This window comes from Clostridium sp. LBM24168, from assembly GCF_052953915.1.
The window spans coordinates 359,898-384,203 of the sequence record NZ_CP196861.1 but is presented as its reverse complement, the minus strand read 5'-3'; the positions used below and the strand labels follow the sequence as shown (position 1 = coordinate 384,203).

General features: G+C 32.6%; 19 protein-coding genes, 1 tRNA gene, 1 riboswitch and 1 other annotated feature. Of the genes, 9 read left to right on the top strand and 11 right to left on the bottom strand.

The window, feature by feature from the left end:
- Nucleotides 1-18 precede the first annotated feature (18 nt).
- Complete coding sequence (gene polA / locus ACSVC9_RS01835) at nucleotides 19-2,652, bottom strand: DNA polymerase I (RefSeq protein ID WP_446898688.1); 2,634 nt, start codon at nucleotides 2,650-2,652, stop codon at nucleotides 19-21.
- A gap of 226 nt (nucleotides 2,653-2,878) precedes the next feature.
- Here polA and ACSVC9_RS01830 point away from each other — a divergent pair, with 226 nt between their 5' ends.
- From ACSVC9_RS01830 to ACSVC9_RS01820, 3 genes are all read left to right on the top strand, one after another.
- A complete protein-coding gene (locus tag ACSVC9_RS01830) occupies nucleotides 2,879-3,505 on the top strand; it encodes a hypothetical protein (protein ID WP_446898687.1) in 627 nt (208 codons plus the stop codon).
- A 164-nt stretch (nucleotides 3,506-3,669) separates the two neighbouring features.
- The gene (locus ACSVC9_RS01825; protein ID WP_446898686.1) at nucleotides 3,670-4,362 is read left to right on the top strand and encodes an iron-sulfur cluster assembly scaffold protein; all 693 of its coding nucleotides are present in this window, start codon (nucleotides 3,670-3,672) and stop codon (nucleotides 4,360-4,362) included.
- Between the two features lie 21 nt (nucleotides 4,363-4,383).
- A complete protein-coding gene (locus ACSVC9_RS01820; protein ID WP_446898685.1) occupies nucleotides 4,384-5,385 on the top strand; it encodes a GGGtGRT protein in 1,002 nt (333 codons plus the stop codon).
- 59 nt (nucleotides 5,386-5,444) lie between these two features.
- Here ACSVC9_RS01820 and ACSVC9_RS01815 read toward each other — a convergent pair whose 3' ends face one another.
- A complete protein-coding gene (locus ACSVC9_RS01815; RefSeq protein WP_446898684.1) occupies nucleotides 5,445-5,999 on the bottom strand; it encodes an MEDS domain-containing protein in 555 nt (184 codons plus the stop codon).
- Nucleotides 6,000-6,369: 370 nt separating this feature from the next.
- Between ACSVC9_RS01815 and ACSVC9_RS01810 the strand changes: the two genes are divergently transcribed.
- Nucleotides 6,370-6,454: transfer RNA gene (locus ACSVC9_RS01810), tRNA-Leu, on the top strand.
- A gap of 108 nt (nucleotides 6,455-6,562) precedes the next feature.
- Here the strand turns inward: ACSVC9_RS01810 and ACSVC9_RS01805 are convergent.
- From ACSVC9_RS01805 to ACSVC9_RS01785, 5 genes are all read right to left on the bottom strand, one after another.
- Nucleotides 6,563-7,969 carry an FAD-binding oxidoreductase gene (locus ACSVC9_RS01805; protein ID WP_446898683.1) on the bottom strand — a complete coding sequence of 469 codons (1,407 nt, stop codon included), beginning with the start codon at nucleotides 7,967-7,969 and terminating at the stop codon, nucleotides 6,563-6,565.
- A 15-nt stretch (nucleotides 7,970-7,984) separates the two neighbouring features.
- Nucleotides 7,985-8,983, bottom strand: coding sequence for an electron transfer flavoprotein subunit alpha/FixB family protein (locus tag ACSVC9_RS01800; RefSeq protein ID WP_446898682.1), 999 nt, complete (start codon nucleotides 8,981-8,983; stop codon nucleotides 7,985-7,987).
- Nucleotide 8,984: 1 nt separating this feature from the next.
- The gene (locus ACSVC9_RS01795; protein WP_446898681.1) at nucleotides 8,985-9,794 is read right to left on the bottom strand and encodes an electron transfer flavoprotein subunit beta/FixA family protein; all 810 of its coding nucleotides are present in this window, start codon (nucleotides 9,792-9,794) and stop codon (nucleotides 8,985-8,987) included.
- Between the two features lie 185 nt (nucleotides 9,795-9,979).
- Nucleotides 9,980-10,180, bottom strand: a binding site (T-box leader).
- Between the two features lie 65 nt (nucleotides 10,181-10,245).
- A complete protein-coding gene (locus ACSVC9_RS01790) occupies nucleotides 10,246-10,929 on the bottom strand; it encodes a GTP-binding protein (protein ID WP_446898680.1) in 684 nt (227 codons plus the stop codon).
- A 16-nt stretch (nucleotides 10,930-10,945) separates the two neighbouring features.
- The gene (locus ACSVC9_RS01785; RefSeq protein WP_446898679.1) at nucleotides 10,946-11,968 is read right to left on the bottom strand and encodes an ATP-binding cassette domain-containing protein; all 1,023 of its coding nucleotides are present in this window, start codon (nucleotides 11,966-11,968) and stop codon (nucleotides 10,946-10,948) included.
- A 194-nt stretch (nucleotides 11,969-12,162) separates the two neighbouring features.
- Between ACSVC9_RS01785 and ACSVC9_RS01780 the strand changes: the two genes are divergently transcribed.
- From ACSVC9_RS01780 to thiE, 4 genes are all read left to right on the top strand, one after another.
- Nucleotides 12,163-12,627, top strand: a complete 465-nt coding sequence (locus tag ACSVC9_RS01780) for a DUF441 domain-containing protein (RefSeq protein ID WP_446898678.1) — start codon at nucleotides 12,163-12,165, stop codon at nucleotides 12,625-12,627.
- Between the two features lie 50 nt (nucleotides 12,628-12,677).
- Nucleotides 12,678-12,778: riboswitch (TPP riboswitch) on the top strand.
- 92 nt (nucleotides 12,779-12,870) lie between these two features.
- Entirely contained in the window at nucleotides 12,871-13,674 is an 804-nt protein-coding gene (thiD, locus tag ACSVC9_RS01775) for a bifunctional hydroxymethylpyrimidine kinase/phosphomethylpyrimidine kinase (protein WP_446898677.1), read from the top strand.
- Between the two features lie 40 nt (nucleotides 13,675-13,714).
- Nucleotides 13,715-14,524 carry a hydroxyethylthiazole kinase gene (gene thiM, locus ACSVC9_RS01770; RefSeq protein WP_446898676.1) on the top strand — a complete coding sequence of 270 codons (810 nt, stop codon included), beginning with the start codon at nucleotides 13,715-13,717 and terminating at the stop codon, nucleotides 14,522-14,524.
- Nucleotides 14,515-15,132, top strand: coding sequence for a thiamine phosphate synthase (thiE, locus tag ACSVC9_RS01765; RefSeq protein ID WP_446898675.1), 618 nt, complete (start codon nucleotides 14,515-14,517; stop codon nucleotides 15,130-15,132). Before thiM ends, thiE begins: the two co-directional genes overlap by 10 nt.
- A 240-nt stretch (nucleotides 15,133-15,372) precedes the next feature.
- Here the strand turns inward: thiE and pepT are convergent, their stop codons facing one another.
- The 4 genes from pepT to thrC all read right to left on the bottom strand — a co-directional run bounded on the left by pepT (nucleotide 15,373) and on the right by thrC (nucleotide 22,992).
- A complete protein-coding gene (gene pepT, locus ACSVC9_RS01760) occupies nucleotides 15,373-16,599 on the bottom strand; it encodes a peptidase T (RefSeq protein ID WP_446898674.1) in 1,227 nt (408 codons plus the stop codon).
- A 17-nt stretch (nucleotides 16,600-16,616) separates the two neighbouring features.
- Nucleotides 16,617-20,312: a helicase-exonuclease AddAB subunit AddA gene (addA, locus tag ACSVC9_RS01755; RefSeq protein ID WP_446898673.1), complete on the bottom strand. Its 3,696-nt coding sequence runs from the start codon at nucleotides 20,310-20,312 to the stop codon at nucleotides 16,617-16,619.
- 14 nt (nucleotides 20,313-20,326) lie between these two features.
- The gene (locus ACSVC9_RS01750) at nucleotides 20,327-21,394 is read right to left on the bottom strand and encodes a diguanylate cyclase (protein ID WP_446898672.1); all 1,068 of its coding nucleotides are present in this window, start codon (nucleotides 21,392-21,394) and stop codon (nucleotides 20,327-20,329) included.
- A gap of 101 nt (nucleotides 21,395-21,495) precedes the next feature.
- The gene (thrC, locus tag ACSVC9_RS01745; RefSeq protein WP_446898671.1) at nucleotides 21,496-22,992 is read right to left on the bottom strand and encodes a threonine synthase; all 1,497 of its coding nucleotides are present in this window, start codon (nucleotides 22,990-22,992) and stop codon (nucleotides 21,496-21,498) included.
- Nucleotides 22,993-23,140: 148 nt separating this feature from the next.
- Between thrC and ACSVC9_RS01740 the strand changes: the two genes are divergently transcribed.
- The gene (locus ACSVC9_RS01740; RefSeq protein WP_446898670.1) at nucleotides 23,141-24,286 is read left to right on the top strand and encodes an aminotransferase class V-fold PLP-dependent enzyme; all 1,146 of its coding nucleotides are present in this window, start codon (nucleotides 23,141-23,143) and stop codon (nucleotides 24,284-24,286) included.
- Nucleotides 24,287-24,306 lie beyond the last annotated feature (20 nt).

Here is a 24,306-nt window from a genome sequence, read left to right as displayed (position 1 = left end):
ACCACCTTTTGACAAGTATTATTTTATCTCATACCAATTATTTCCCATATTCATATCTACTTCTAGGGGAACTTTGAGAGAAACTGCATTTTCCATCTGGAACTTCAAAATACCCTTTACCTCATCAATTTCATCTTTATATACATTCAAGATAAGTTCATCATGTACTTGAAGTATTAATCTACTCTTCAGATTTCTTTTTTTCAACTCATTATATACATTTATCATCGCCATTTTAATAATATCTGCAGCGCTCCCCTGTATAGGCGTATTCATTGCAAGTCGCTCCCCCAAAGAGCTAACCACCTTGTTTGAGGAGTGTAATTCCTTTATAAATCTTCTCCTATTCATTATTGTAGTAACATATCCAGATTCCTTAGCACCTTCTACAATATTGTCCATATATCTCTTTACATTTGGATATCTTTTAAAATAAGTCTCTATATAATTTTTAGCCTGATCTCTAGTTATATTGAGATCCTTCGACAGGCTAAAATCACCAATGCCATATATTATACCAAAATTTACTGCTTTGGCATTACTTCTCTGCCTCTTAGTAACTTCACCTATAGGAACATTAAACACTTCAGATGCTGTTTTAGTATGAATATCACTATGGTGTTTAAATGCATCTATTAAATTTTTATCATCTGCAATATGTGCAAGTACCCTGAGTTCTATCTGTGAATAATCTGCCGACAATATAACACAATCACAATTTTCAGGTACAAATACCTTTCTTATTTCCTTCCCCATCTCATATTTTATAGGTATATTTTGAAGATTCGGTTCCGTACTTGAAAGTCTTCCAGTTGCAGTCACTGTCTGGTTAAAATTAGAATGAATTTTACCATCCTTATCTACAACAGCACTTAATCCTTCTACATAAGTTGAATATATCTTCGAAAGCTGTCTATAATAAACTATCTTTTCAATTATCGGATGCTTATCCATAAGTTTTTCTAGTACCTGAACATTGGTTGAATATCCCGTTTTAGTCTTTTTAATAACTGGGAGATCTAACTTTTCAAAAAGTATTTTTCCAAGCTGCTTTGGGGAATTTATGTTGAATTCCTCTTCAGAGAGCTCATATATCTCTTTTTGTACCCTATCTATTTCCCCTTTGAATTTCATCCCAAGCGACTGCAATTTATCCTTATCTACCCTAAATCCCTCACACTCCATCGAAGATAGCACATGAACAAGCGGAAGTTCCATTTCATACATGAGCTTCTCCATATTTGCCTCTTCTATTTTTGTCTTCAAACATTTATATGTATCCTCAAGCATGGAAGTTTCCTTCTCCATAAATTTATCATCCTCTTCCGGAATATCAAAACCTACATACTTTTTTATTATACTTTTCAACTCCAAATTATCTGATGGATTCAATATGTATGCGGCTATTTTTATATCAAACCTCACATTTTCCAAATCAATACCCATTTTATATAGTATACTATAGGCAGTCTTAACATTATACCCGACTTTTTCTATATTAATTTTATTGAATAAGCTCTGGAGCATTTCTCTTGTAGATTTATCATCCTCCTCCAGTATAGATTTTATTGGGATTACATAATTATGCTGATAAAAATTTATAAATATCCTATTAATATAGCCTTCCGAATATATTTCATCTCTCAGTGTCTCAAAATTTATATACATTATCTTATTCTCATTATCAAAAGTCTTTATAAATTTCAACAGATCTTTAAACTTATCAATATCATCAACAATTTCAATATCAATATCAAATTCCTGTTTTTGTTGAACATCCTTCATCCCAGGCAACTTATTTATCAAAGATTTAAACTCCAATTCTTCAAATAAATTTTTAAGGCCGAGAATATTATAATTGTCTTTGGATTCTATTGATTTAAGATCTATATCTATAGGCACATCAGTCACAATTGTAGCAAGCTTTTTACTAAACACAGCCTGTTCTCTGTATTCAGTCAAGTTTTCCTTAAGTTTTTTTCCCTTTATATTATCTATATTTTTCAGCACGTTTTCAAGTCCTTTATACTCTTTTATAAGCTTAAGTGCTGTTTTAGGTCCTATTCCAGGCACACCTGGTATATTATCTGAATTATCCCCCATAAGACCTTTTACATCTATGAATTGAATTGGAGCTATTCCATAATCTTCTACAATTCTATTTTTATCATATATTTCTTTTTCAGTAATACCTTTTTTGGTTATAACTACGTTTATTTTATCTGAAGCAAGCTGCAATAGATCTCTATCTCCTGTAACTATATATACTTCTATACCATTTTTTTCTGCAAATACAGAAATAGTTCCCATTATGTCATCCGCTTCAAAACCATCTATTTCAAATATATCTATAGACAGAAGTTTTAGTATTTCTTTTAGTACAGGAAACTGTTCAGAAAGTTCCGGAGGCATCTTTTTTCTTCCAGCTTTGTATTCTCCGTATTCTTTGTGTCTAAATGTAGGCACACTTCTATCAAATGTGCATACTACATAATCAGGTACTATTTCTTCTCTCACTTTTAAAAGCATATTTACAAAACCATAAATTGCATTCGTATGAAGTCCTTCGCTATTTGTAAGATCTGGCAGTGCGTAAAATGCTCTATTCATTAAACTGTGCCCATCCAATATTAACAATTTCTCATCAGTCATTTGACTACTCCTTATATATTAATGCTTTAGTAATATTCTATCACATTATTTTTTATTGTAATACTACTATCCTTATATATTAAATTTATACTCTCTGTACTATTTTACACAATATACACCTATAAACAAGTATAATAATCATACTTGTTCTATTTTTCATATTTTATATACATTTTAAAAAATCTCCAAAAAGGACTAAAATCATTATAGAGGAAGGTTGATTTTAATGATTTTAAGTTACGATTTTAATAACAATATTCCAGCATTTAAATGTACTCTATGTGGAAAATGTTCTAAAATACTTGAATCTACTTCATATACCCATATCAAAAACAGAGGATGTTGCTGGTATTTTCCTGAATACAGATTGATAGATATAAAAAATATTATAGACAACAACAATATACACTTTATATTGCATCTTGCTTCCCTTTCAAACTCGATAATAAAAAAATATTCCATAATGATACAGGGCACTTTTTTTAAAAACAAATATATGGAATTTATTAAAATTCACACAAAAAATACGAGCTTTAATGAATCTCTCTTTTTTAAATTATGTCCATTTTTAGGAGATAAAGGTTGCAAATTAAATTTTTTATTAAGACCCCATCCATGTAATCTATATCTGTGCAGACACGTAATAGAACTATGTGGACAGTATTATTCATCTTACTGCAGAGAACGAAAAGATTATTATGCTTATTGCAGTTATTGTAATGAATGTATAAAAGAAGATTTAAAAAGAAATAATACAAATCTGTCCGAAAATATGGAAAAATCACTGTATATAATAAAAGAATCATCTATATCAAATTTTTGCTCCCAGAATCTCAGTTCTATACAATTTTAGCTGTATTTAAAACTTTTCATCACTATCTATTGAGATAACATTATATGTTTGATAGAATGATATTGATTACAAAATATTTATATTTCTTATGGGATTGTTTTAGCCCCTACGGGATAATTATAAAACCGCATAAAATATTTATAATTTAAGAAGGGAGATAAAATATGATTTATTCAACAGAAGTAGACAAAATGTGCTGTGTAGCCAAAGGACCAAATCACGGCCCTGCTCCAATTCCTGAAGAAGGTAAATGGGTACAAGCTAAAGAAATTAAAGATATATCAGGATTAACTCACGGTGTAGGCTGGTGTGCGCCTCAGCAGGGTGCCTGTAAGCTTACCTTAAATGTTAAGGAAGGTATTATACAGGAAGCCCTGATTGAAACTATAGGATGTTCAGGTATGACTCATTCAGCTGCTATGGCGTCTGAAATACTTCCCGGGAAAACCATACTTGAAGCATTAAACACTGATCTTGTATGTGATGCAATAAATGTGGCAATGAGAGAACTGTTCCTTCAAATAGTTTATGGAAGATCTCAAACTGCTTTTTCAGAGGGGGGCCTTCCAATAGGGGCAGGTCTAGAAGATTTAGGAAAAGGATTAAGAAGTCAGATAGGTACAATGTATGGAACAAATTCAAAAGGTACAAGATACCTTGAAATGGCAGAAGGTTATGTAAACCATATAGCTCTTGATAAAAACAATGAAGTAATAGGATATGAGTTCATAAGCCTTGGGAAAATGATGGACATGATAAAAAAGGGTACTGATCCTGCTGAGGCCATCAAAAAAGCTACTGGTACATATGGAAGATATTCTCAGGCTGCAAAAATTATAGATCCAAGAGAAGAATAAGAAACAGGGGGATAAATTATTATGGCATTATTTGAAAGTTATGAAAGAAGAATAGATCAGATCATACCTGTATTAAAGAAATATGGTATGAACTCAATAGAAGAAGCTAAAACCGTTTGTGACGAAAAAGGAGTTGATGCTTACAATATAGTTAAAGGTGTTCAGCAGATTTGCTTTGAAAACGCTTGTTGGGCATATACGGTTGGTGCTGCAATAGCTATAAAAAAAGGTTGTACCAAAGCTGCTGAAGCTGCTGAAGCTATAGGAGAGGGTCTTCAGTCATTTTGCATACCGGGTTCTGTTGCAGATGACAGAAAAGTAGGTCTTGGTCATGGAAATCTAGCTGCAATGCTTTTAAGGGAAGAAACCAAATGTTTTGCATTCCTAGCCGGTCACGAATCCTTTGCAGCCGCTGAGGGAGCCATAGGTCTTGCAAACTCGGCTAACAAAGTAAGGAAAAATCCTCTTAGAGTTATATTGAACGGTCTTGGAAAGGATGCCGCTTTCATAATATCGAGAATCAACGGTTTTACTTATGTTCAAACTAAATTTAACTATTACACAGGTGAACTCAGCATAGTTAAAGAAATAGCCTATTCAGACGGAGAAAGGGCAAAGGTAAGATGCTATGGTGCTGATGACGTTAGAGAAGGCGTTGCCATAATGCATCATGAAAATGTTGATGTGTCAATAACTGGTAACTCAACAAATCCGACAAGATTCCAACATCCAGTTGCAGGAACATATAAAAAGGAATGTATTGAACTTGGCAAAAAATATTTTTCAGTTGCCTCAGGTGGTGGTACAGGTAGAACTCTTCATCCGGATAATATGGCCGCTGGCCCGGCTTCTTATGGAATGACAGATACTATGGGAAGGATGCATTCCGATGCTCAGTTTGCAGGTTCATCATCAGTTCCAGCCCACGTTGAAATGATGGGACTTATAGGAATGGGTAACAATCCTATGGTTGGAGCTTCTGTTGCCGTTGCTGTTGCTGTTGAAGAAGCTATGTCAAAATAAGATTGGATAAAGAAGTTCCGCATCTTTTTTAATTCGTGCAGAACTTCTTTTTTATACTTTTAGACAGCAAATAATCCTTCTGAATTTACCAATCTATTCTTGTATAATCTATATGGATGACTTTCATAGGATTTTCGAATAATTTCATCATCGATAAACTTTCTCTTACCTATATAATCTTCAAAATCATATGTACATATAACAGATGATTTCGTATTCGAAATAATTTTTGTAATATCACAATCAATTTTCAAGAAATCATTTTTAGATGTGACGGATATTAAATAACCAACATCTATTATAAAACTCAGTCCTTTAAATCCTCTCTTTGTAATAGCACTCTCATATTTCAACAGTTTTTCCCTCATTCCAGTTTCACCCAGAGAATTGTATATATTAATTATTTTATAGACATCTGGTATCTGCAAACTACTATTCCTATCTATTCCAGTAAAGTTTTTAACATCATTACATACTTTGCTATCTGCAATTAAACAAATAAAATTACCTTTTTCTATGCACAATTTTATATATTGGCATATACTTACGTATAAATGTTCCAATCCAAAATAGTAAAATGAAGAATGAAATCCAAAAATGTTTTTATCTACCATAATCATTATCCTCACAATTAAAATTTATTATTTATATTCTACATAATATTTAAATATTCCTCTTAATATTAATTAAATCCAGCTAAAATTTTTTCCTATTTATTCCTATATTATATTATTTTTATACTCGTTTAGAACCTATATAGTATATTTAGACATTTTATTTTAATTAAATATTACACTGAATAATCAGTATACGTATTTATTATAATTATACTACATATTACCATTAATTTCCATAGAAAATAAACTTTAGATATGAAATATTATATATATTTTTTTGTAACATATTTAAGATTGCCTCTTGACGTAAAATATCATTTATGATATTATACTTTTTGTTACTTGTTGAGATAATTTAAATGATTATGCCGATGTGATGGAATTGGCAGACTTGCTTGACTCAAAATCAAGTGTCTTCGGGCGTGTCGGTTCGAATCCGACCATCGGCACCAAAAGTGTGATTTCCTGAAATTATTCGTAAATAATTTCAGGCATTTTTTATTGTATACATAATAACAGGAACTGTAAGATAGAAATTAAATCTATCTTACAGTTCCTGTTTAATCTACTATATCCCCTGGATTAAGAATTCCATTAGGATCAAAAACCTTCTTTATTCCATTCATAATATCAATTTCCTTTTTGCTAAATTGAAGTGGCATATGTTTCTTTCTCGTTTTTCCAGTTCCATGTTCAGCTGTTACAGTTCCTCCATACTTTATAGCAGTTTCATACATCCTCTCTTTAAGTTCTTCATAATAAGAAGGTAACTTCCCATTGTCACCCATAATGAAGTTGTGAATATTTCCATCAGCTATGTGTCCTAGAGACACTATTGAATTGCCATATTCCTTAGCAAACTCCGCCACATCATCCAGAAAATCAGGTACAGATGAAGGTGGAACTGCTATATCAAGTGCATCTGCTATATTGTCCTTATATGGTCCATAGGCATTACTCCTTATCTCAAGTATATGCCTCTGCTCCTTTGGTGTCTCTGCTATTATACTGTCTACCGCACCATTTTTTTCACATATATCTACAATCTTCTCACTGCTGGCATAGAGTTCATCTTCATTAGCTGAATCAATTATAAATATCAAATCTACAGAGCCCTTTGAAGCAGGCCATGAAGTATCCAGTTGCTCCGCCGATTTATTGGCAATAATTCTATCCATATACTCTACTGCCAACGGCGTAATTCCTTCCTGTATTATTTGAGGTACTGAATCACAGGCCTCCCTCCTTGTATTGAAAGAAACTATCAGTGTACCTGAATACTGACTTCTAGCATACAATCTTAATGTAACTTCAGTTACAATTCCAAGTGTTCCTTCGCTTGAAATCATCATGTTGAGCAGATCATATCCCATGTTATTCTTGAGTAGCTTGCCACCAACCTTTACTATTTCTCCCGTAGGTAAAACTACTTCCAGTTCCTTAATATGATTTCTCATAACCCCATGTTTTACAGCTCTTGTCCCTCCTGCATTGGTTACTACCATTCCTCCAACCTGTGCACCCTCATCTCCCGGGTGTATAGGGAAGAACAGTTTTCCCTGATTGCTGAGCACTTCAAGAAGCTGGGCAAGAGTTACCCCTGCTTGAACAGTGATCATCAAATTTTTTTCATCCAAATCTACAACTTTATTCAACCTTTCCAATGATAAAATTATGGAAGGCTTAGTAGGTATAGCCCCACCAACAACTCCTGTACCACCGCCTCTTACAGTTACAGGTATGAGCATTTCATTTGCATATTTAAGGATATCTGATACCTCCTGTGCTGATTTAGGCTTGACCACTATGCAGTTTTCCGATGCACTTGGTCGCAGAAGCGACTCGGTTTCGTCATACAAATAACCCTGTATCTGGGACATATCACTTGTGACCCAGTCCTCTCCTAGGATTTTTTTTAAATTATCCTCTACCTCTTTTTGTGAATTCTCAATTACACTATTTCCCAATATTAACACTCCAATCTAACAATTAGCTATTTGCAAACTACCTTGTTTTATTTTTCTTATTAAATCCGGTACTACTTTATACATATCATCAACTATTCCATAATCAGCCACATTGAATATTGGAGCAGATGGATCTGTGTTGATTGCCACTATGAAATCAGATTCTTTCATACCTGCAATATGCTGTGGAGCTCCTGAAATTCCACAAGCTATATATACTTTGGGTTTTACTCTATTTCCACTATACCCAACTTGAAAGTCCTTAGATATGAATCCGTCATCTACAATTTCTCTGGTTGCACCAACCAAACCTCCCAACAGATCTGCCAGTTCCTTAATCATGCTCATATCTTCAGCCTTTTTTAAACCCTTCCCTGCTGCAACAACTACATTAGCATCAGATATGTCCACATCCTGGGCCTTCAATTCATCTAGTACTTCTACAAGTTTATTTTTGGGTTTTATCGGATCTATAACAACAACTTCACCTTTATTTTTATCGTTTCTCAGGCTTTCATCAAATTCCTTATACCTCACTGTCGCCATCTGCGGATAGGTATCTGTCTTTATGTGAGCCAGTATATTCTCACTGAAAGCAGGCCTTATTTGAACAAGCTTCCCATCTTCATCTATTTCCAGTCCTGTACAATCTGCCGTTAATCCAGTACCCAGAGCCGCCGCCAGCCTTGGTGCTATAGACCTTCCAAGTGTCGTTGCTCCGATAAGACAAATTTCAGGCTTTACTTTTTTTATAAGGCTCTCCAAATTAGTTTCATAAATTAACTCTTCTGGTTGATTAAAAACATCATCAGCTGAATAAAACACCTTGTTAGCCCCTCTATATATGAGTTCCTCAGGTTCCATACCTTCTGGTCCTAAGAGTACGCTGTATACGGGAACATTCAATTTATCTCCAAGTTGTCTAGCCTTTCCAATTAACTCATAACTTACTCTATGAATTTTTCCTTTTTTTTGCTCTGCAAATACAAGTATACCATTATATTCTTTATCCATATTAAACATCTACCTCCAAAACCTTCTTTTTCATGAATAAACTTATAAGTTCTTCTTCTGCCTTTTCAGAATCCGCTTCTCTGTAGATTTTTCCCTGTCTTTTTTCTATCTGTGGTACTTCTATTTTCTTGACCTTTGTGGGTGATCCTTTGAATCCGACTTTATCATTATCCAGATATTCACTTAAATCATCAAATTTTATAACTTTTATTTCCGCCTTCCTTGCCTTCATTTTACTCTTGAATGAAGGGAGTCTTGGTTCATTGATGTCTTTTGTAACTGTAATCAATGCAGGCAGCTTCATATTTTTCAAATAAGTTCCTTCCCATATTTCTGAACAAACTTTTATGTTATCATCATTTGCATCTGTAATTTTACTTATATAACTTGCATGAGGTATGTCCAAAAATTCAGCAACTTCAGGTCCAATCTGGCCTGTATCACCATCTACAGTTTTTTCGCCAGCAATTACCAAACTACAATTGCCAATTTTCTTAATAGCACTTGCCAGTATAAATGATGTAGCTTTGGTATCTGATCCTCCAAATTTTGCATCGCTAATTAATATTCCTTCATTTGCTCCCCTTGCAATACATTCCTTCAAAGCCTGTTCTGCACTCGGTGGTCCCATACTTATAGCTGTAACTTTTGCATCAATTTTTTCACTTATTTGAACTGCAGTTTCAAGTGCATTTAAATCAAAGGGATTAATTTCTGTTCCAGCAGATTTCCTATCTACTACTCCTTTTTCCCTATCAAATTTTACTTTTTCCATATCAGGAACTTGTTTAATTAAAACTATAATATCCATCACTTATTCACCCATCCATTTTATAAATTTTAAATAGGTGTGCTGTCACACCTCTACAACTATGTAGAAAATATAATTCATCTTAATTTTATGAATTTATATATTAATTGAAATTATGAAAATTCTTAATTTAAAACAATTAAATACAATCTCCAAATTTGGGTATAAAAAAAACAGATTCATTTCGCTGGGGCGAAAAATCTGCCGCGGTACCACCCAATTTTTTACTTAATTAAAATAACGGTTTTATATAACCGGCACAGTTTACTGATATTCAACCTGCAGTTTCAAGATGAGTTTCAATACGTATGCCTATAGGATTCACACCAACTCCTACTCTCTTTAAAACACATTACATACTTACTTGCTCTTGTCATAACCTTTATCTTTACCTATTGAAAATAAGTCTACTATAAATTTAAATCAATGTCAATAAATATTCATAAATTTTTTAAAAATTCATCTTTTTTACACTGCCCATTTGAAAATGAATTCCTATTTTAGTTTCACCTAGACAATAGGAGCATATTGAAGACGGCATAGTAAACCTTAGACTTTTTCCATTAAAATCCTTGATTTCATGAGAATATTTAAAATTCATTCCCAATTCAAAAGCTCCCTGACCTGTTATACCATTTACAAATACAATTTTAGCTCTCGGATTTGCCTGTTTTACATGAAATGAAAATACTTCCCTTTCTGCCTGGGAAACTATATCTCCTTTTGTTATAACCACAATATCTGCAAATTTAAGCATAGGCCCTATTTTCTTTGGTGTATTTATTCCCGATAGACAATCTATAACACAAATTGAAAGAACTTCTTTGATATGTGGCGAACATCTATTACACAGACCTGCACTCTCAGTTATGAGGTAGTCAAATTTTTTACTGAATCCCCATTTTACACAATCCTCTATATTACTTACATAAAAATGATCAGGGCATAATCCACCAGAAATTCCAACCTTAACATCAACTTCGGCTTTTCTGTATAAATCATCATCATACGTAGACAGACAATCAAATTTTACGACCCCTACCCTGGATCCCATGTCTTTTAAGTTGTTTATAGTTTTCAAAATAACTGACGTCTTCCCGGAAGAAGGCGGACCTGCGACTGTTATTAATCTCAATTAAATCATTCCTTTTCTAATCCTTATATTTAAAATATTTGCCTATATCAAAATCTATTATTTCTCCATCCCGCAATTTGTTTCTTATTTTCAGCAGCTTACTATCAATATATTCAAGAGGCTCTAAATTTTTTTTCTCATTTTTATCTATCTTTATAACCTTGTATATTCCTCCATTTTTTATCACAATTCTCGTATTACCCATAAGTGCCAAAATCGGATCGTGAGTTGACATAAAAATAATTTTATCCTTTTTGAGAAGTGTTTCAATAGCCTTTCTACGGTCTATTCCTGCATTTTCTATCTCATCAATCAATATTATAGGCGATCTGCTGAGCAATGCCGTGTCGGCAATCATAAGAGCCCTGGACTGTCCACCACTTAGCTGGGTTATTGGAGCATCTTTTGAAAATTTTTCTCCTGCAAGATCATTTGCACATTTTACTATCGACTTCACAATTTCACAGGGATTGCATATCATTCGGCTTTCTGCATGCATTTCAATAAATTCTTCTACGGTAACATCCATTATGAAATTCATATTTTGTGAAAGCTGCGCAACCATCTTATTGTCCAAAGAAAATCTGTCTTTCTCTTCAGGTACTTTGCCGTTTATAAGTATCTGCCTTCCTGTTGGAGTATCATTTTGTGCAAGACATTCTATATCCTCAAGAAGCCTGCTCTTTCCTGAACCAGTCCGTCCAACTATACAAACTACTTCCCCACATCTAAATGTCAATTCTGATCCTTCATCTTTTCCTGACTTGTCATGTCCTCCTATTACAGTTACCGATCTAATATTACAGCTGTTCATATCTTTTATTTTCCTCATCTTTTCAATAAAATCTTCAAAATAACTCAAAATTTGATTGCTGTTGTAACCCATACTTTCAAGGTACATTTCATCTAAACCAGATATAACTTTTCTGGCTGTCATTGAAGTATCGACATTATTAATTCCTATAGATATAAAAAAATTTTTCGTACTAGGATATTTTTCTAAGATATCTTCTATCTTCACATCAACTATATCTTCCATCAAATCTCCACCTTGAATTTAGTAGCTTATAAATAATTATAATATTAAATTGCAATAATTTAAAGTATATTAAGTAGTATTTATAAATAATTTGTGGTTTTTATTAATAAAAACGTAATTTAAACATAATATTAATGCAGTATACATAAAAATATATAGTATGAAATTAATTTTCAAATTTGGAGATGATAATAGTGGAATCAACAATAATTCTTGTTATAATACTGGCAGTTTCAGTTCTTGGAAAAGCCAATTCTGTGGCTATCGCAAGTTGTATACTCCTAATTTTAAAACTTCTTAATATAGATAAATATGTATTTCCGTCTCTACAAGAAAATGGTTTATCATGGGGATTGATAATATTACTAATATCCATTTTAATACCTATAGCAAATGGTAGTGTAAAATATATGGCCATAAAAAATGTGTTCACATCCTGGTTTGGAATATTTGCCCTCTTAATTTCACTTTTTACTACATACCTAAGTGGATTGGGAATGCAGTACTTGACCATACAGGGACATAGTGAAATTATGCCAGCTCTTATACTTGGTGCAGTCCTTGCTGCAGCATTTTTGGGTGGCGTTCCTGTAGGTCCCATGATAACTTCTGGAATGATAGCTCTGGGGCTAAAACTTTTTCATAAAATAGGTTCTTAAATATAAGTTGCAAATTTATCTATTTGTAGTAGAATTAATAGTGATAACGTAATATATTGTAGGGGTGCTTTTAAAAGCTGAGAAGATTTACATCTAACTCTTTGAACCTGATCCAGTTAAGGCTGGCGTAGGAAACATTTTGTATAATAATTTACATAATTTTAGGATTTCAAAAGGTGTATTGCTTCTTCAGCAGTACACCTTTCATTTTAAATTTACTATGGAAAGCAAGAGGTGACCGCAATGAAAAAAGTGCTGACTATTGCCGGTTCTGATAGTTCGGGTGGTGCCGGAATACAGGCTGATTTAAAAACAATGAGTGCAATCGGTGTATTTGGAATGAGCGCTATTACAGCTATAACAGCTCAAAATACAGTTGGAGTACAAAGTGTAATGGAAGCATCTCCTGAAATCGTTGAAGCTCAGATTAGATCAATATTTGATGATATAGAAGTTAATGCTGTAAAAATAGGCATGGTATCAAACAGCAAAACCATATCAGTAATATATAGACTATTAAAAGAATATAAAGTTAAAAACATAGTACTTGATCCCGTAATGATATCAAAGAGTGGCTACTTTCTATTAAAAAAAGAAGCACAGAATCAATTAAAATATCTAATAAGCATAGCAGATCTGGTAACTCCAAATATACCAGAGGCGGAAGTACTATCAGGAATAAAGATATCAAATGAAGATGATATGATAAAAGCAGCCTTCAAAATAAAACAACTTGGTTGTAGACATGTACTTGTAAAAGGAGGGCACAGACAAGAGGATGCAAATGATATCTTGTTGTACAATAACAAAATATCATGCATAAAATGCAACAGAATAGACACCAATAATACTCATGGAACTGGTTGTACTTTGTCTTCTGCCATAACCTCATATATAGCCAGGGGATTTGATTTAGAGCAGGCAGTTTTGAACTCCAAAAAGTATATAACAAAAGCTATAGAAAATTCCTTTCCCATAGGCCATGGTGTAGGTCCTCTAGGACATTTTGTAGAACTGTACAAAAAAGCAGGAATTTCCTATAAATAATACCTGGAATTCTCAATTCATAAGCTGGGAGGAAATTATAATGAATAATTCAAATTTGGAAAGAGTTTTAAATGTATTGCTTCAAGTAAGGCAAAAAGTTCCACTGGTTCAATGTATTACAAATCATGTTACAATTAACGACTGCGCAAATATACTTCTCTCTTATGGTGCTTCACCTGCCATGTGTGAAGCCTATGATGAAGTATTTGACTTTGTAAAAATATCACAGGCACTTTATATAAATCTAGGCACTTTGAATAAAGAACAAGAAACTTCAGTAATACTTGCAGTAGAATCTGCAAAAATAAATGATATTCCAGTAGTGCTCGATCCAGTAGCTTGCGCTGCTATTCCTAAAAGAATTCAGGTCATAAACAGAATTTTTGAGGTTGGCAAAATAGATATTATAAAAGGAAATATAGGAGAAATAAATTTTCTTGCAGGAAAATCCTCAAATGTAAAAGGCGTGGATTCTTTAGATGGTTCCGAAGGAGCAATGGAAAGTTGCATAAGACTTGCCAGAAAGTATAATTGCACTGTAGCCGCAACAGGTAAAGAAGATTTCATAACAAACGGCAAAGAAAGTGCCATAATACAAAATGGTACAAATATGCTCACCAAAATAACTGGTGCAGGATGTATGCTAGGTGCACTCTGCGGTGCAGCTGCTGGAGCTTGTAAAGATAATTTTATTGCTGCAACTGCAGCTATACTATCAATGAATATAGCTGCTGAGGAAGCCTTTAAATACGCAAAAGCTCCTGGAAGCTTCAGGGTAAAATTAATAGATTCAATATATGAATTGGACTGTGATAAACTAAGGAAAGGTGAAAAAATATTATGGGAATAAATTATAATTTATATCTGGTAACGGATAGGAGATTCATTGGATCAAAGCCCTTGAAAAAGGCCGTTGAAGAGGCAATACTAGGTGGAGTTACCTTAGTTCAAGTAAGAGAAAAAAATGCATCTTCAAGAGAATTTTATAGAATAGCACTTGAAGTCAAGGAAATTACACAGTATTATAAAATTCCAATCATAATAGATGACAGACTAGATATAGCTCAAGCTATTGATGCAGATGGAGTACATTTAGGTCAAACCGATATTCCCCTTGACATAGCCAGAAAAATACTAGGTATCAATAAGATAATAGGTATATCTGTCGGAAACATAGAAGAAGCTGTTGAAGCTGAAAATGGCGGTGCTGATTACCTTGGCATAGGTACTATATTTAATACCGGAACCAAAAAAGACATAGATATCCCTATAGGAATAGAAGGTCTCAATAAAATTTATAACAGTATAAACATACCTGCAGTTGCCATTGGAGGTATAGGACAGAACAACTTCAAAGAAGTATTTTCAACAGGTATAGATGGTATAGCCGTTGTATCTGCAATACTTGGAAGTAAGGACATAACTTCTGCAGCAAAGCAGTTAACAGCTATACACTAAATATACTCAGACAATTTTAACAAGCTCTGTTATTTTTTATTAGCAGAGTTTGATTTTTCTTCCTTGTTATTCTCATTGCCCTCAAAGCACTCTCTAAGACATTCCTCTATTACATCCATTGTTATTATAAAATTATTTTTCAATTCATGTTCACCCCTTTTTGTAATAAATATATAATATTAAGTCTAACTTTAATATTATATGTATCTCAGGCAAAATTATTACATGAATTGAAGTAAATTATAATCTTGGCACCAGTTTTATTATATTTACTATAACTTCAACAGCCTTTTCCATGGCAAATACAGGAATATATTCATATCTTCCATGAAAATTATGCCCTCCTGTAAATATATTAGGAGTTGGAAGCCCTACAAAAGAAAGCCTCGCTCCATCAGTTCCACCTCTTATAGGAGATATTTTGGGTTCTATATTTGCTTCACGCATAGCCTGAGCTGCAATATCCACTATATACTTAACAGGCTCTATTTTTTCTTTCATATTGCTATACTGATCTTTTATGTCAATTTCTATAATATTTCTACCATATTTATTGGAAATCACAGATGCACACTTCTCAATAAATTTTTTTCTTCTTTCAAAATTATTTCTGTCAAAGTCCCTTATTATATAAGATAAATCCGTTTCCTCCACTTCACCATTTATAGAAACAATATGGTAAAATCCATCATATCCTTCTGTAGTTGCAGGGGTCTCCTCCTTGGGAAACATCTCCATAAATTCGCTGGCAATAAGTATTGAATTTATCATTTTGTTCTTTGCAGATCCTGGATGCACATTCCTACCTTTAATCTTAACTTTGGCAGACGCTGCATTAAAATTTTCAAATTCCAGTTCTCCAAGTTCACCTCCATCTATTGTATATGCAAATTTGGCATTAAATTTTTCAACATCAAAATGATCTGGACCCTTTCCAACTTCCTCATCCGGTGTGAAAGCTATTTTAATATCTCCATGTTTCATTTCAGGATGATTTATAATATATTCCACTGCCGTCATTATTTCTGCCACACCAGCTTTATCATCTGCTCCAAGTAATGTATTGCCATCTGTAGTTATTAAGGTCTTGCCTTTATATTTTACGATCTCCGGAAAATCTTCAATTTTCAATACTATATTACCATTATCATCTAGGATTATATCCTTTCCATCGTAATCCTCAATTATTTTTGGTTTTACATTATTTCCTGAGATTTCAGGACTTGTATCCATATGGGAAATAAATCCTACAGTCGGTGCCTTCCCATCTACATTACCTCTCAGTGTACCCATTACATACCCATTTCCATCTAAAGATACATTCTCGACTCCCATGCCTCTTAACTCTTCTGAAAGCTGTTTGCCAAGTTTTAGCTGTTTTTCAGTAGTCGGAACACTGTCAGATTCCTCACTTGATCTAGTATCAAATTTAACATATCTTAAAAATTTATCAGCTACTTTTTCCATTTTAATCCCTCCCATAATTAAATCTCAAGCTGCATATTTTTATGAAATAAATATAAATACCTTTCTTTAACTTTTATGTCCGTCATTTTTTCAAGTGCCTTTGAATAATAGTCAATTTGTATTTTATACCTATCCCTAATAATTTCAGGATTTTCTACATAATCAGTTTTATAATCCACAAGTACAATCCCGTCTTCCTCTTTAAAATAGCAGTCAATTATTCCCTGTATAATTACTTTTTCCTTCTTACCTATGTATTCAGGTAAATCCTCATATATATCTCCACTGTCTGTCTGCATATAAAATGGAATTTCTCTATATAAATTTTCAGCTTTCCTCATTCTAATACCAAGATTAGAATTAAAAAATCTAAATATTTTATATGCAGAAATTACCTTACTCTCCTCTTCAGTAATAAATTTTCTGGCTACAAGATTCTGTATTTGCTGCTTTACAGCACTTTCTGAATCAATCTTATGTATGTCTATATGCTGCATGACGAGATGAACAAGTGTTCCTCTCTCAGCGGGAGATATTCTGCTTTCTCCATCAATAAAATGTGGTCTTTTGAGATTTATGCCTTCCATGAATTCCCCGCTATCTTCTCTGTCAATAATTTCAAACTTCCTTTTCAATTCCGATACTGAAAATTTTGCAGGAATTTTAGAAGCTTCATAATATTTATATTTCCAGTTGAGCCTCTCAATTATTTTTTCATAGTATTCGCTCCTATCCTCATCTGCAGCCCTCTCTTTAATATGATTTATCATATCGTATTCAGAATCATCCTCTGACTCTTTAAAAAAGTCCTCTTTTTTCCACAAATCAATACTCCACTTTGAACAATCATTTAATATAAAATCAGCATCAGCTTCGTAAGAAGCTGCTTTCCTGATGGTCTCACCATCCCTGTGTCTGACAAGAGCATCTCCTATCCAGTCAAGATAATTATGTGCATTAGAAAGTGCATATTCAGGGATCTTATGTTCATCAACAATTGACTCCTCACACCATTTTCTACAAGTTTTTTCAAGATTGTTCACCATACCTGTTATAATAAGCTTTTCCTTCGCCCTCGTAAAAGCTACATAGAGTATCCTCATTTCCTCTGAAAGAGTTTCAATTTTAATTCTGCTCTTCAACATCTGCTTTATGACAGTAGGGTATCGTATTCTTCTTTCAGGATCTACATAATCAGGTCCGAGTCCCAATTGTTCATTGAAAAGCACTGGTTTATTCATATCCATCATATTGAAATTCTTGCCCGCCCCTGCCAGAATAACTACAGGAAATTCAAGTCCCTTGCTCTTGTGTATACTCATTATCCTGACTACATTCTCATTTTCACCCAATATCCTGGCACTACCCATATCTCCGCTGCCACTTCTAAGCTTACTTATAAAATTTATAAAATTAAAAAGTCCTTTATAACTACTTTTTTCATATTGCTCTGCTTTCTGAAACAACATTCTTAAATTCGCCTGTCTCTGGGTACCTCCTGGCATGGCACCTACAAATCCATAATATCCTGTATCCGTATATAGATACCATAGAAATTCATCTATTGGCATATGTATAACTTTTTTTCTCCAATTATTTAATCTCATCATAAAATTATTCACTTTATTTTTAAGATTATCTTCTATATTATCTATAGAACACTCCTCTGAAGAGCCGGACATACAGCTCTTAAGCGCCTCATAAAATGGAATATTTTTATTTACAATTCTTATATCTATAAGTTCTTCCGGTGAAAATGATTCTATAGGTGAACGAAGTACAGATATCAAAGGTATATCCTGGATAGGATTATCTATTATTTGAAGAAGACTCATAATTGTCCTTATTTCAATGGTTTCAAAATAGCCTGTTGATGTATCAGCAAAGACGGGTATTCCTAAATTATTCAATTCTTCTACCATTATAGGTGACCAATTCTTTGTAGCACGCATTAAAATGACTATATCTTTATACTTTATTGGTCTATAACTTTTTATGTCCCCGTCATATACTTTTCTATTTTCCCCATCTCCTGTATTTACCAGTGACTTTATCCTATCTGCTACCAACCTTGCTTCAATTTGAATATCATCCAGATTCTCTTCGTTGTCTTTTTCTGTCATTTTGTCTATTAAATGAAGTTCTATACTTTCATTTTCAAATATACCTTTTTCCTCTGAAGCTTCTGGATATGTTGCTCCACTTTTGAGCTCCTCTTCTTCATCATATTCAAGCTCGCCTACTTCTTTACACATTATCTGCTTGAATATAAAATTTACTCCATCTATTATTTGAGATCTGCTTCTAAAATTTTTAAATAATTTTATTTTTCTATCTTTTTCTCCGTCATTATCAGAATAACTATTATATTTTTCCATAAACAAATCCGGCCTTGCCTGTCTAAATCTGTATATGCTTTGTTTTACATCTCCAACCATAAACAGATTTGGAAGCTCACCTTTTCTACTTATCATATTTATTATAACTTCCTGAACTGCATTGCTGTCTTGATATTCATCTATCAATATTTCTTCAAAAAAGTTCCTATAATAAATCGCGGTATCAGAAGGTAATATTTCCCCATTTTCACCTTTATTACATGTCAATATGTCCAGGCAGAAATGTTCTATATCGTTAAAATCCACTATATCCCTTTCCCGCTTTTTGGATGAATATTTACTTTCAAAATCGCTTACAATATCAACCAGGCATCTCATAAGAGGATAAATATCCTTTATACTTTTAGCAATATTATCTGTATATCCAAATATACTACTTTGTATTCGTTTCACTGATTTTTTTACGTCGTTTCTCATTTTAACTACTTTTTGTTTTATTTCATCATTATAGTTTACGCCTTTCAGTGAAGCAAATCTATCAAATTTAAAATTCTTAATTTTTTCGGCTATTTCTTTCCACTGCTTCAATCCCAACAGATCCTCAAAATTATAAATATCACTATAAAAAGTACTTTCATATGTTTTAAGTTCTGAATCCATGTGTATTAATTCAATTGCACTTTTTAACTTATATATTAGACCCTTAACCTCAACTTTTAAATTTGAAATAATCATACCCGACCACTTTGAGGTTTCAAAATTAAAATTATTATCCAAGTTAAAACTTTCAGCAGCCCAATTAAGCCATTTCTGTGGCCATGGTACACTTTGGACAAATTCATATAAATCTAAAACCATATTCTTAACTTTAGAATCACTTTTATCGCCATAGGAATCCACAAGTAGAAGAAAATTCTTATCATTACAGTCATACTTTTCTTCAAAAAGTTCTGAAATTGACTCCTGCTTCAAAAGTATAATCTCCTCATTATCTGCTACCCTGAAATTCGGATCAAGATCTATCAGATGGAAATTGTCTCTAATAACTTTAAGGCAAAAAGAATGCATAGTCATAATATTTGACTGATTTAAAAGTGTAAGTTGCCTTTGAAGTTTCTTTGACTGGAAATTTTCTTCTAAATTCTTCTGAATCTCCTCTCCTATCCTTTCTTTCATCTCAGATGCTGCTGCATTTGTATAAGTTACAACAAGTAACCTGTCTATATCAATATCTGAATCTTCACTGATTACCTTTCTTATTATTCTATGCACAAGAACTGCAGTTTTACCAGCTCCTGCTCCTGCAGCTACTAAAAGATTTGACTTTTCAGTAAATATTGCCTTCTTTTGTTCATCTGTCCATTTTGTAACCATAAACTATCACCTTTTTAGATAACTACTTTATTTTTTCCTGAATTTTTTGCTCTATACAAATTTACATCTGCTTCCCTTATCAAGCTCTCTATATCATTATTGTCAGCCTTAGATACACTTATGCCCATAGAAACAGTCACATGAGAAGAAATTTCTCCATAATTTATAGGTGTATCCATTATCTTGCTTTTTATACTGCACATTCTCCGGTACACATCCTCTTCTTTCTTAACATCATACATATAAACTATAATTTCCTCCCCTCCGTATCTGGCCACAATATCTTCATTTCTAAGGTTATCTTTAATAATACTACTTACCAGTCTCAACACCTTATCTCCATATTGATGTCCAAAAGTATCATTGCAGTTTTTAAAGTTATCTATATCTATCATTACAATTGCAAAACTAGATTCACAATTTTTTATCTCGTCGCTTATTACAGAGAAAAAATAATTTCTATTAAAGAGTCCTGTCAGAAAATCCCTTTGGGAATTTTCTTTTATCTGATTGTAAAGTCGATTATTTTCTATACACATTGCAATTTGATTACTAACAGCAATCAATAATTTTATATGATCCATATTTAGATAGTTATATATATTATGCTCAACTACAATAGCACCTAAAAGGTCATCCTGCAAATATATTGGAATAAATATAGCTGAGTGAATTTCCAGATTTTCCTTACCCAAATATATATTACTTTTTGAATTTGTCAAATTAATTTTAGGTTTGGTTACATTTCCTTGGTTGAATTTATATACACTCTGATGATGCTTTGTATTTTTTAAATTTGAAACTTTTAATTTCAATTTTCTATTTTCAACTAAGTATATACTTGAATAAGTCACTCCTAGAATCCCAATCATTATATCATTTACAGTTGAAACTATCTCACCATCTTCAAGATATTTATTAACATATTGGCTTATTTCAACTATCAATGACATCATATCCAACTTTTTATCTAATTCAATAATTTTTTTACTCTGTTTCTGCATAGTATCTTCAGCCATTTCTTGATAATCCTCATATTCTTTTTTCAATTGACTATACTTTTCCAATAATGACATAACCATAAAACTTCTTCTCCCCTATTAAAAGCACTGTCAGTATTTTGTGAAAATGTAAGTTCATCAAATATATAACATAAATAAGAAGAGATAAATAGACCATTTTATCAATTATTATACAAGAGGAATTTTATAATTTCATTTTTCATTTCCTGCTTTTTACATACACTTCTGTGAATGATACTATCTTTTTTCAAAGCCTGTAAAGCATCTGGAACCTTAAGTCCTGAAACCTTACTCATAATATCTATAAGTTCCATATCATTATAGCTGCCATATTTTTCATTCAATGCAGTCATAACTGACTTCGTAAATTTATATGGACTAGCAGTCGAAACTATTATAGTCTTTGTCTTGTCACCAGTATTATTCACATATTTCTCATAAACTGAATGAGCTACGGCAGTATGCGTATCCATCAAGTAATTATAATTTTGAAAATTATATCTTATGGAACTCATTGTATCTTTTTCACTAGCAAATCCTCCATAAAATGATTTTAATTCATCTCTCATATTGTCGGTAATAGTATATTTCCCTTTTTTATTTAAATTGCCCATTAATCTCATTACTAAATCAGTATCTTTAGAACTTATATCATACAAAAGCCTCTCAAGATTACTCGATACAAGTATATCCATAGATGGTGATATAGTAACAATGAAATCCCTTACTTTATCATATGTACCTGTAGACAAAAAATCGAATAAAACTTTATTATCATTTGATGCACATATAAGCTTGTTTATAGGAAGTCCCATTTTTTTTGCATAATAGGCAGCCAATATATTGCCAAAATTTCCTGTTGGAACATCAAAATTTATTTTGTCACCAAATTTTATTTCACCTTCCCTAACTAGTTCCATATATCCATAAAAGTAATAGACAACTTGAGGAATAAGCCTACCTATATTTATAGAATTTGCTGAAGAAAACACATAACCATTTTCCTCTAGTTTATTTTTCAACTCATTTTCATTGAAAATTTTCTTCACTTCACTCTGAGCATCATCAAAATTTCCGTCTATACCAATTACCTTTGTGTTTTTACCTTTTTGAGTTATCATCTGCATTTTTTGTATCTCACTTACCCCGTCTTTCGGGAAAAATACAATTATCTTTGTACCATCAACATCAGCAAATCCATGGAGAGCAGCTTTCCCTGTATCCCCAGAAGTGGCTGTAAGTATAACTATTTCCTTATTTAAATTTTGTTTTTCTGCTGAAACTTTCATTAAATATGGAAGAAGACAAAGTGCCATGTCCTTAAATGCCAGAGTAGGTCCATGATACAATTCCAGATAGAAAGCCTCTTCTGTCTTTTTTAGTGGAACTATTTCATCACATTCAAATTTATTGTCATATGCTTTATCTATACAATCAGACAGTTCTTTTTTATCTATATCTGTAAAGAATTTGCTTATTATAAATAGAGCTAATTCTTTATAACCCATATGTATACATCTTTCCAATTTATTTCCTATAAAAGGTATCTGATCAGGCACAAAAAGTCCGCCATCTTTTGCAATTCCATTTAATATAGCCCATGATGCGGATGAATCTTGTTTCAATCCTCTTGTACTATTATAACAAATTTTTTCCAATTATATCACTCCTTATACAATTATCATAAAGCACCTGTTTAATATATAATAACATAGGAATATGCAACTTGAAAATAAAATTTGGACTGAAAGAATTTTTCATTTTAATATTTAATAGTATAATTAAAATAGCAAAGGAGTGGATAACATGGGCATATACTTAGACAATGCAGCTACGTCATATCCAAAGCCAAATGTAGTTGCAGATAAAATGTACCATTTTATGAAAAATATAGGTGCAACCGCAGGAAGAGGAGCATATAAATCTGAAATAGAAGCTGATAAATTAGTATATAATTGCAGGAACAGCTTATGCAGACTATTTAATTTTGATAAACCCTCAAATGTGGTTTTTACCTACAACGTTACTGAAGCATTGAATCTTGCAATAAATGGAATTCTTGAATATGGAGATCATGTAATTACAAGTAGTATTGAACATAATTCTGTCATGAGGCCCTTAAAAATACTTGAAAAAAATAGAAACATACATATATCCACCATTTCCTGCAACAGCAGCGGAATACCAAATATAAATGAAATGGAATCGTTAATAAAGCCAAATACAAAATTAATTATTTTCAGCCATGCATCCAACGTGCTCGGTACAATTCAACCTATAAATAAAATTGGAGCAATAGCAAGAAGTCATGGAATACCATTTTTAGTAGACAGTGCGCAAACAGCAGGTGCTTACCCAATAGATATAAAAAATGACAATATAGACTTGCTGGCCTTCACAGGTCATAAGAGTCTTTTAGGTCCAACAGGCACCGGAGGACTTATTATAAATTGCGATAAGGACATAAATCCATTGAAAGCCGGTGGTACAGGAGTTGATTCGAAATATCCGTATCAACCCGATTATCTCCCTAATAAATTTGAAGCAGGTACATTGAATGTAGTAGGTTTAGCCGGACTCCTAGAAGGAATCAGCTATATAAACAAAATAGGTATAGCATCAATTAGGAAAAAGGAAAGTGAACTCATACAATATTCATTATATAAATTGTCCAGTGTACCTGGAATAAAAATATACGGTCCAAAAAATGCCGACAAAATAGTTGGGGTTATTTCTTTTAATATAGAGGGCATTCCCTGTGATGAAATAGGCTTTGAGTTAGATAAAAAATATAATATAATGGTACGGGTCGGATTTCATTGTTCCCCTACAACGCATAAAATCATGGGAACTTATAATACAGGTGCAATAAGAATAGGCCTAGGATACTTCAATACAAAAAAAGATATAGACATATTGACTGATGCTCTAAGATCATTTTATAAAAGTTAATGGAAAGATGTACATTGTAC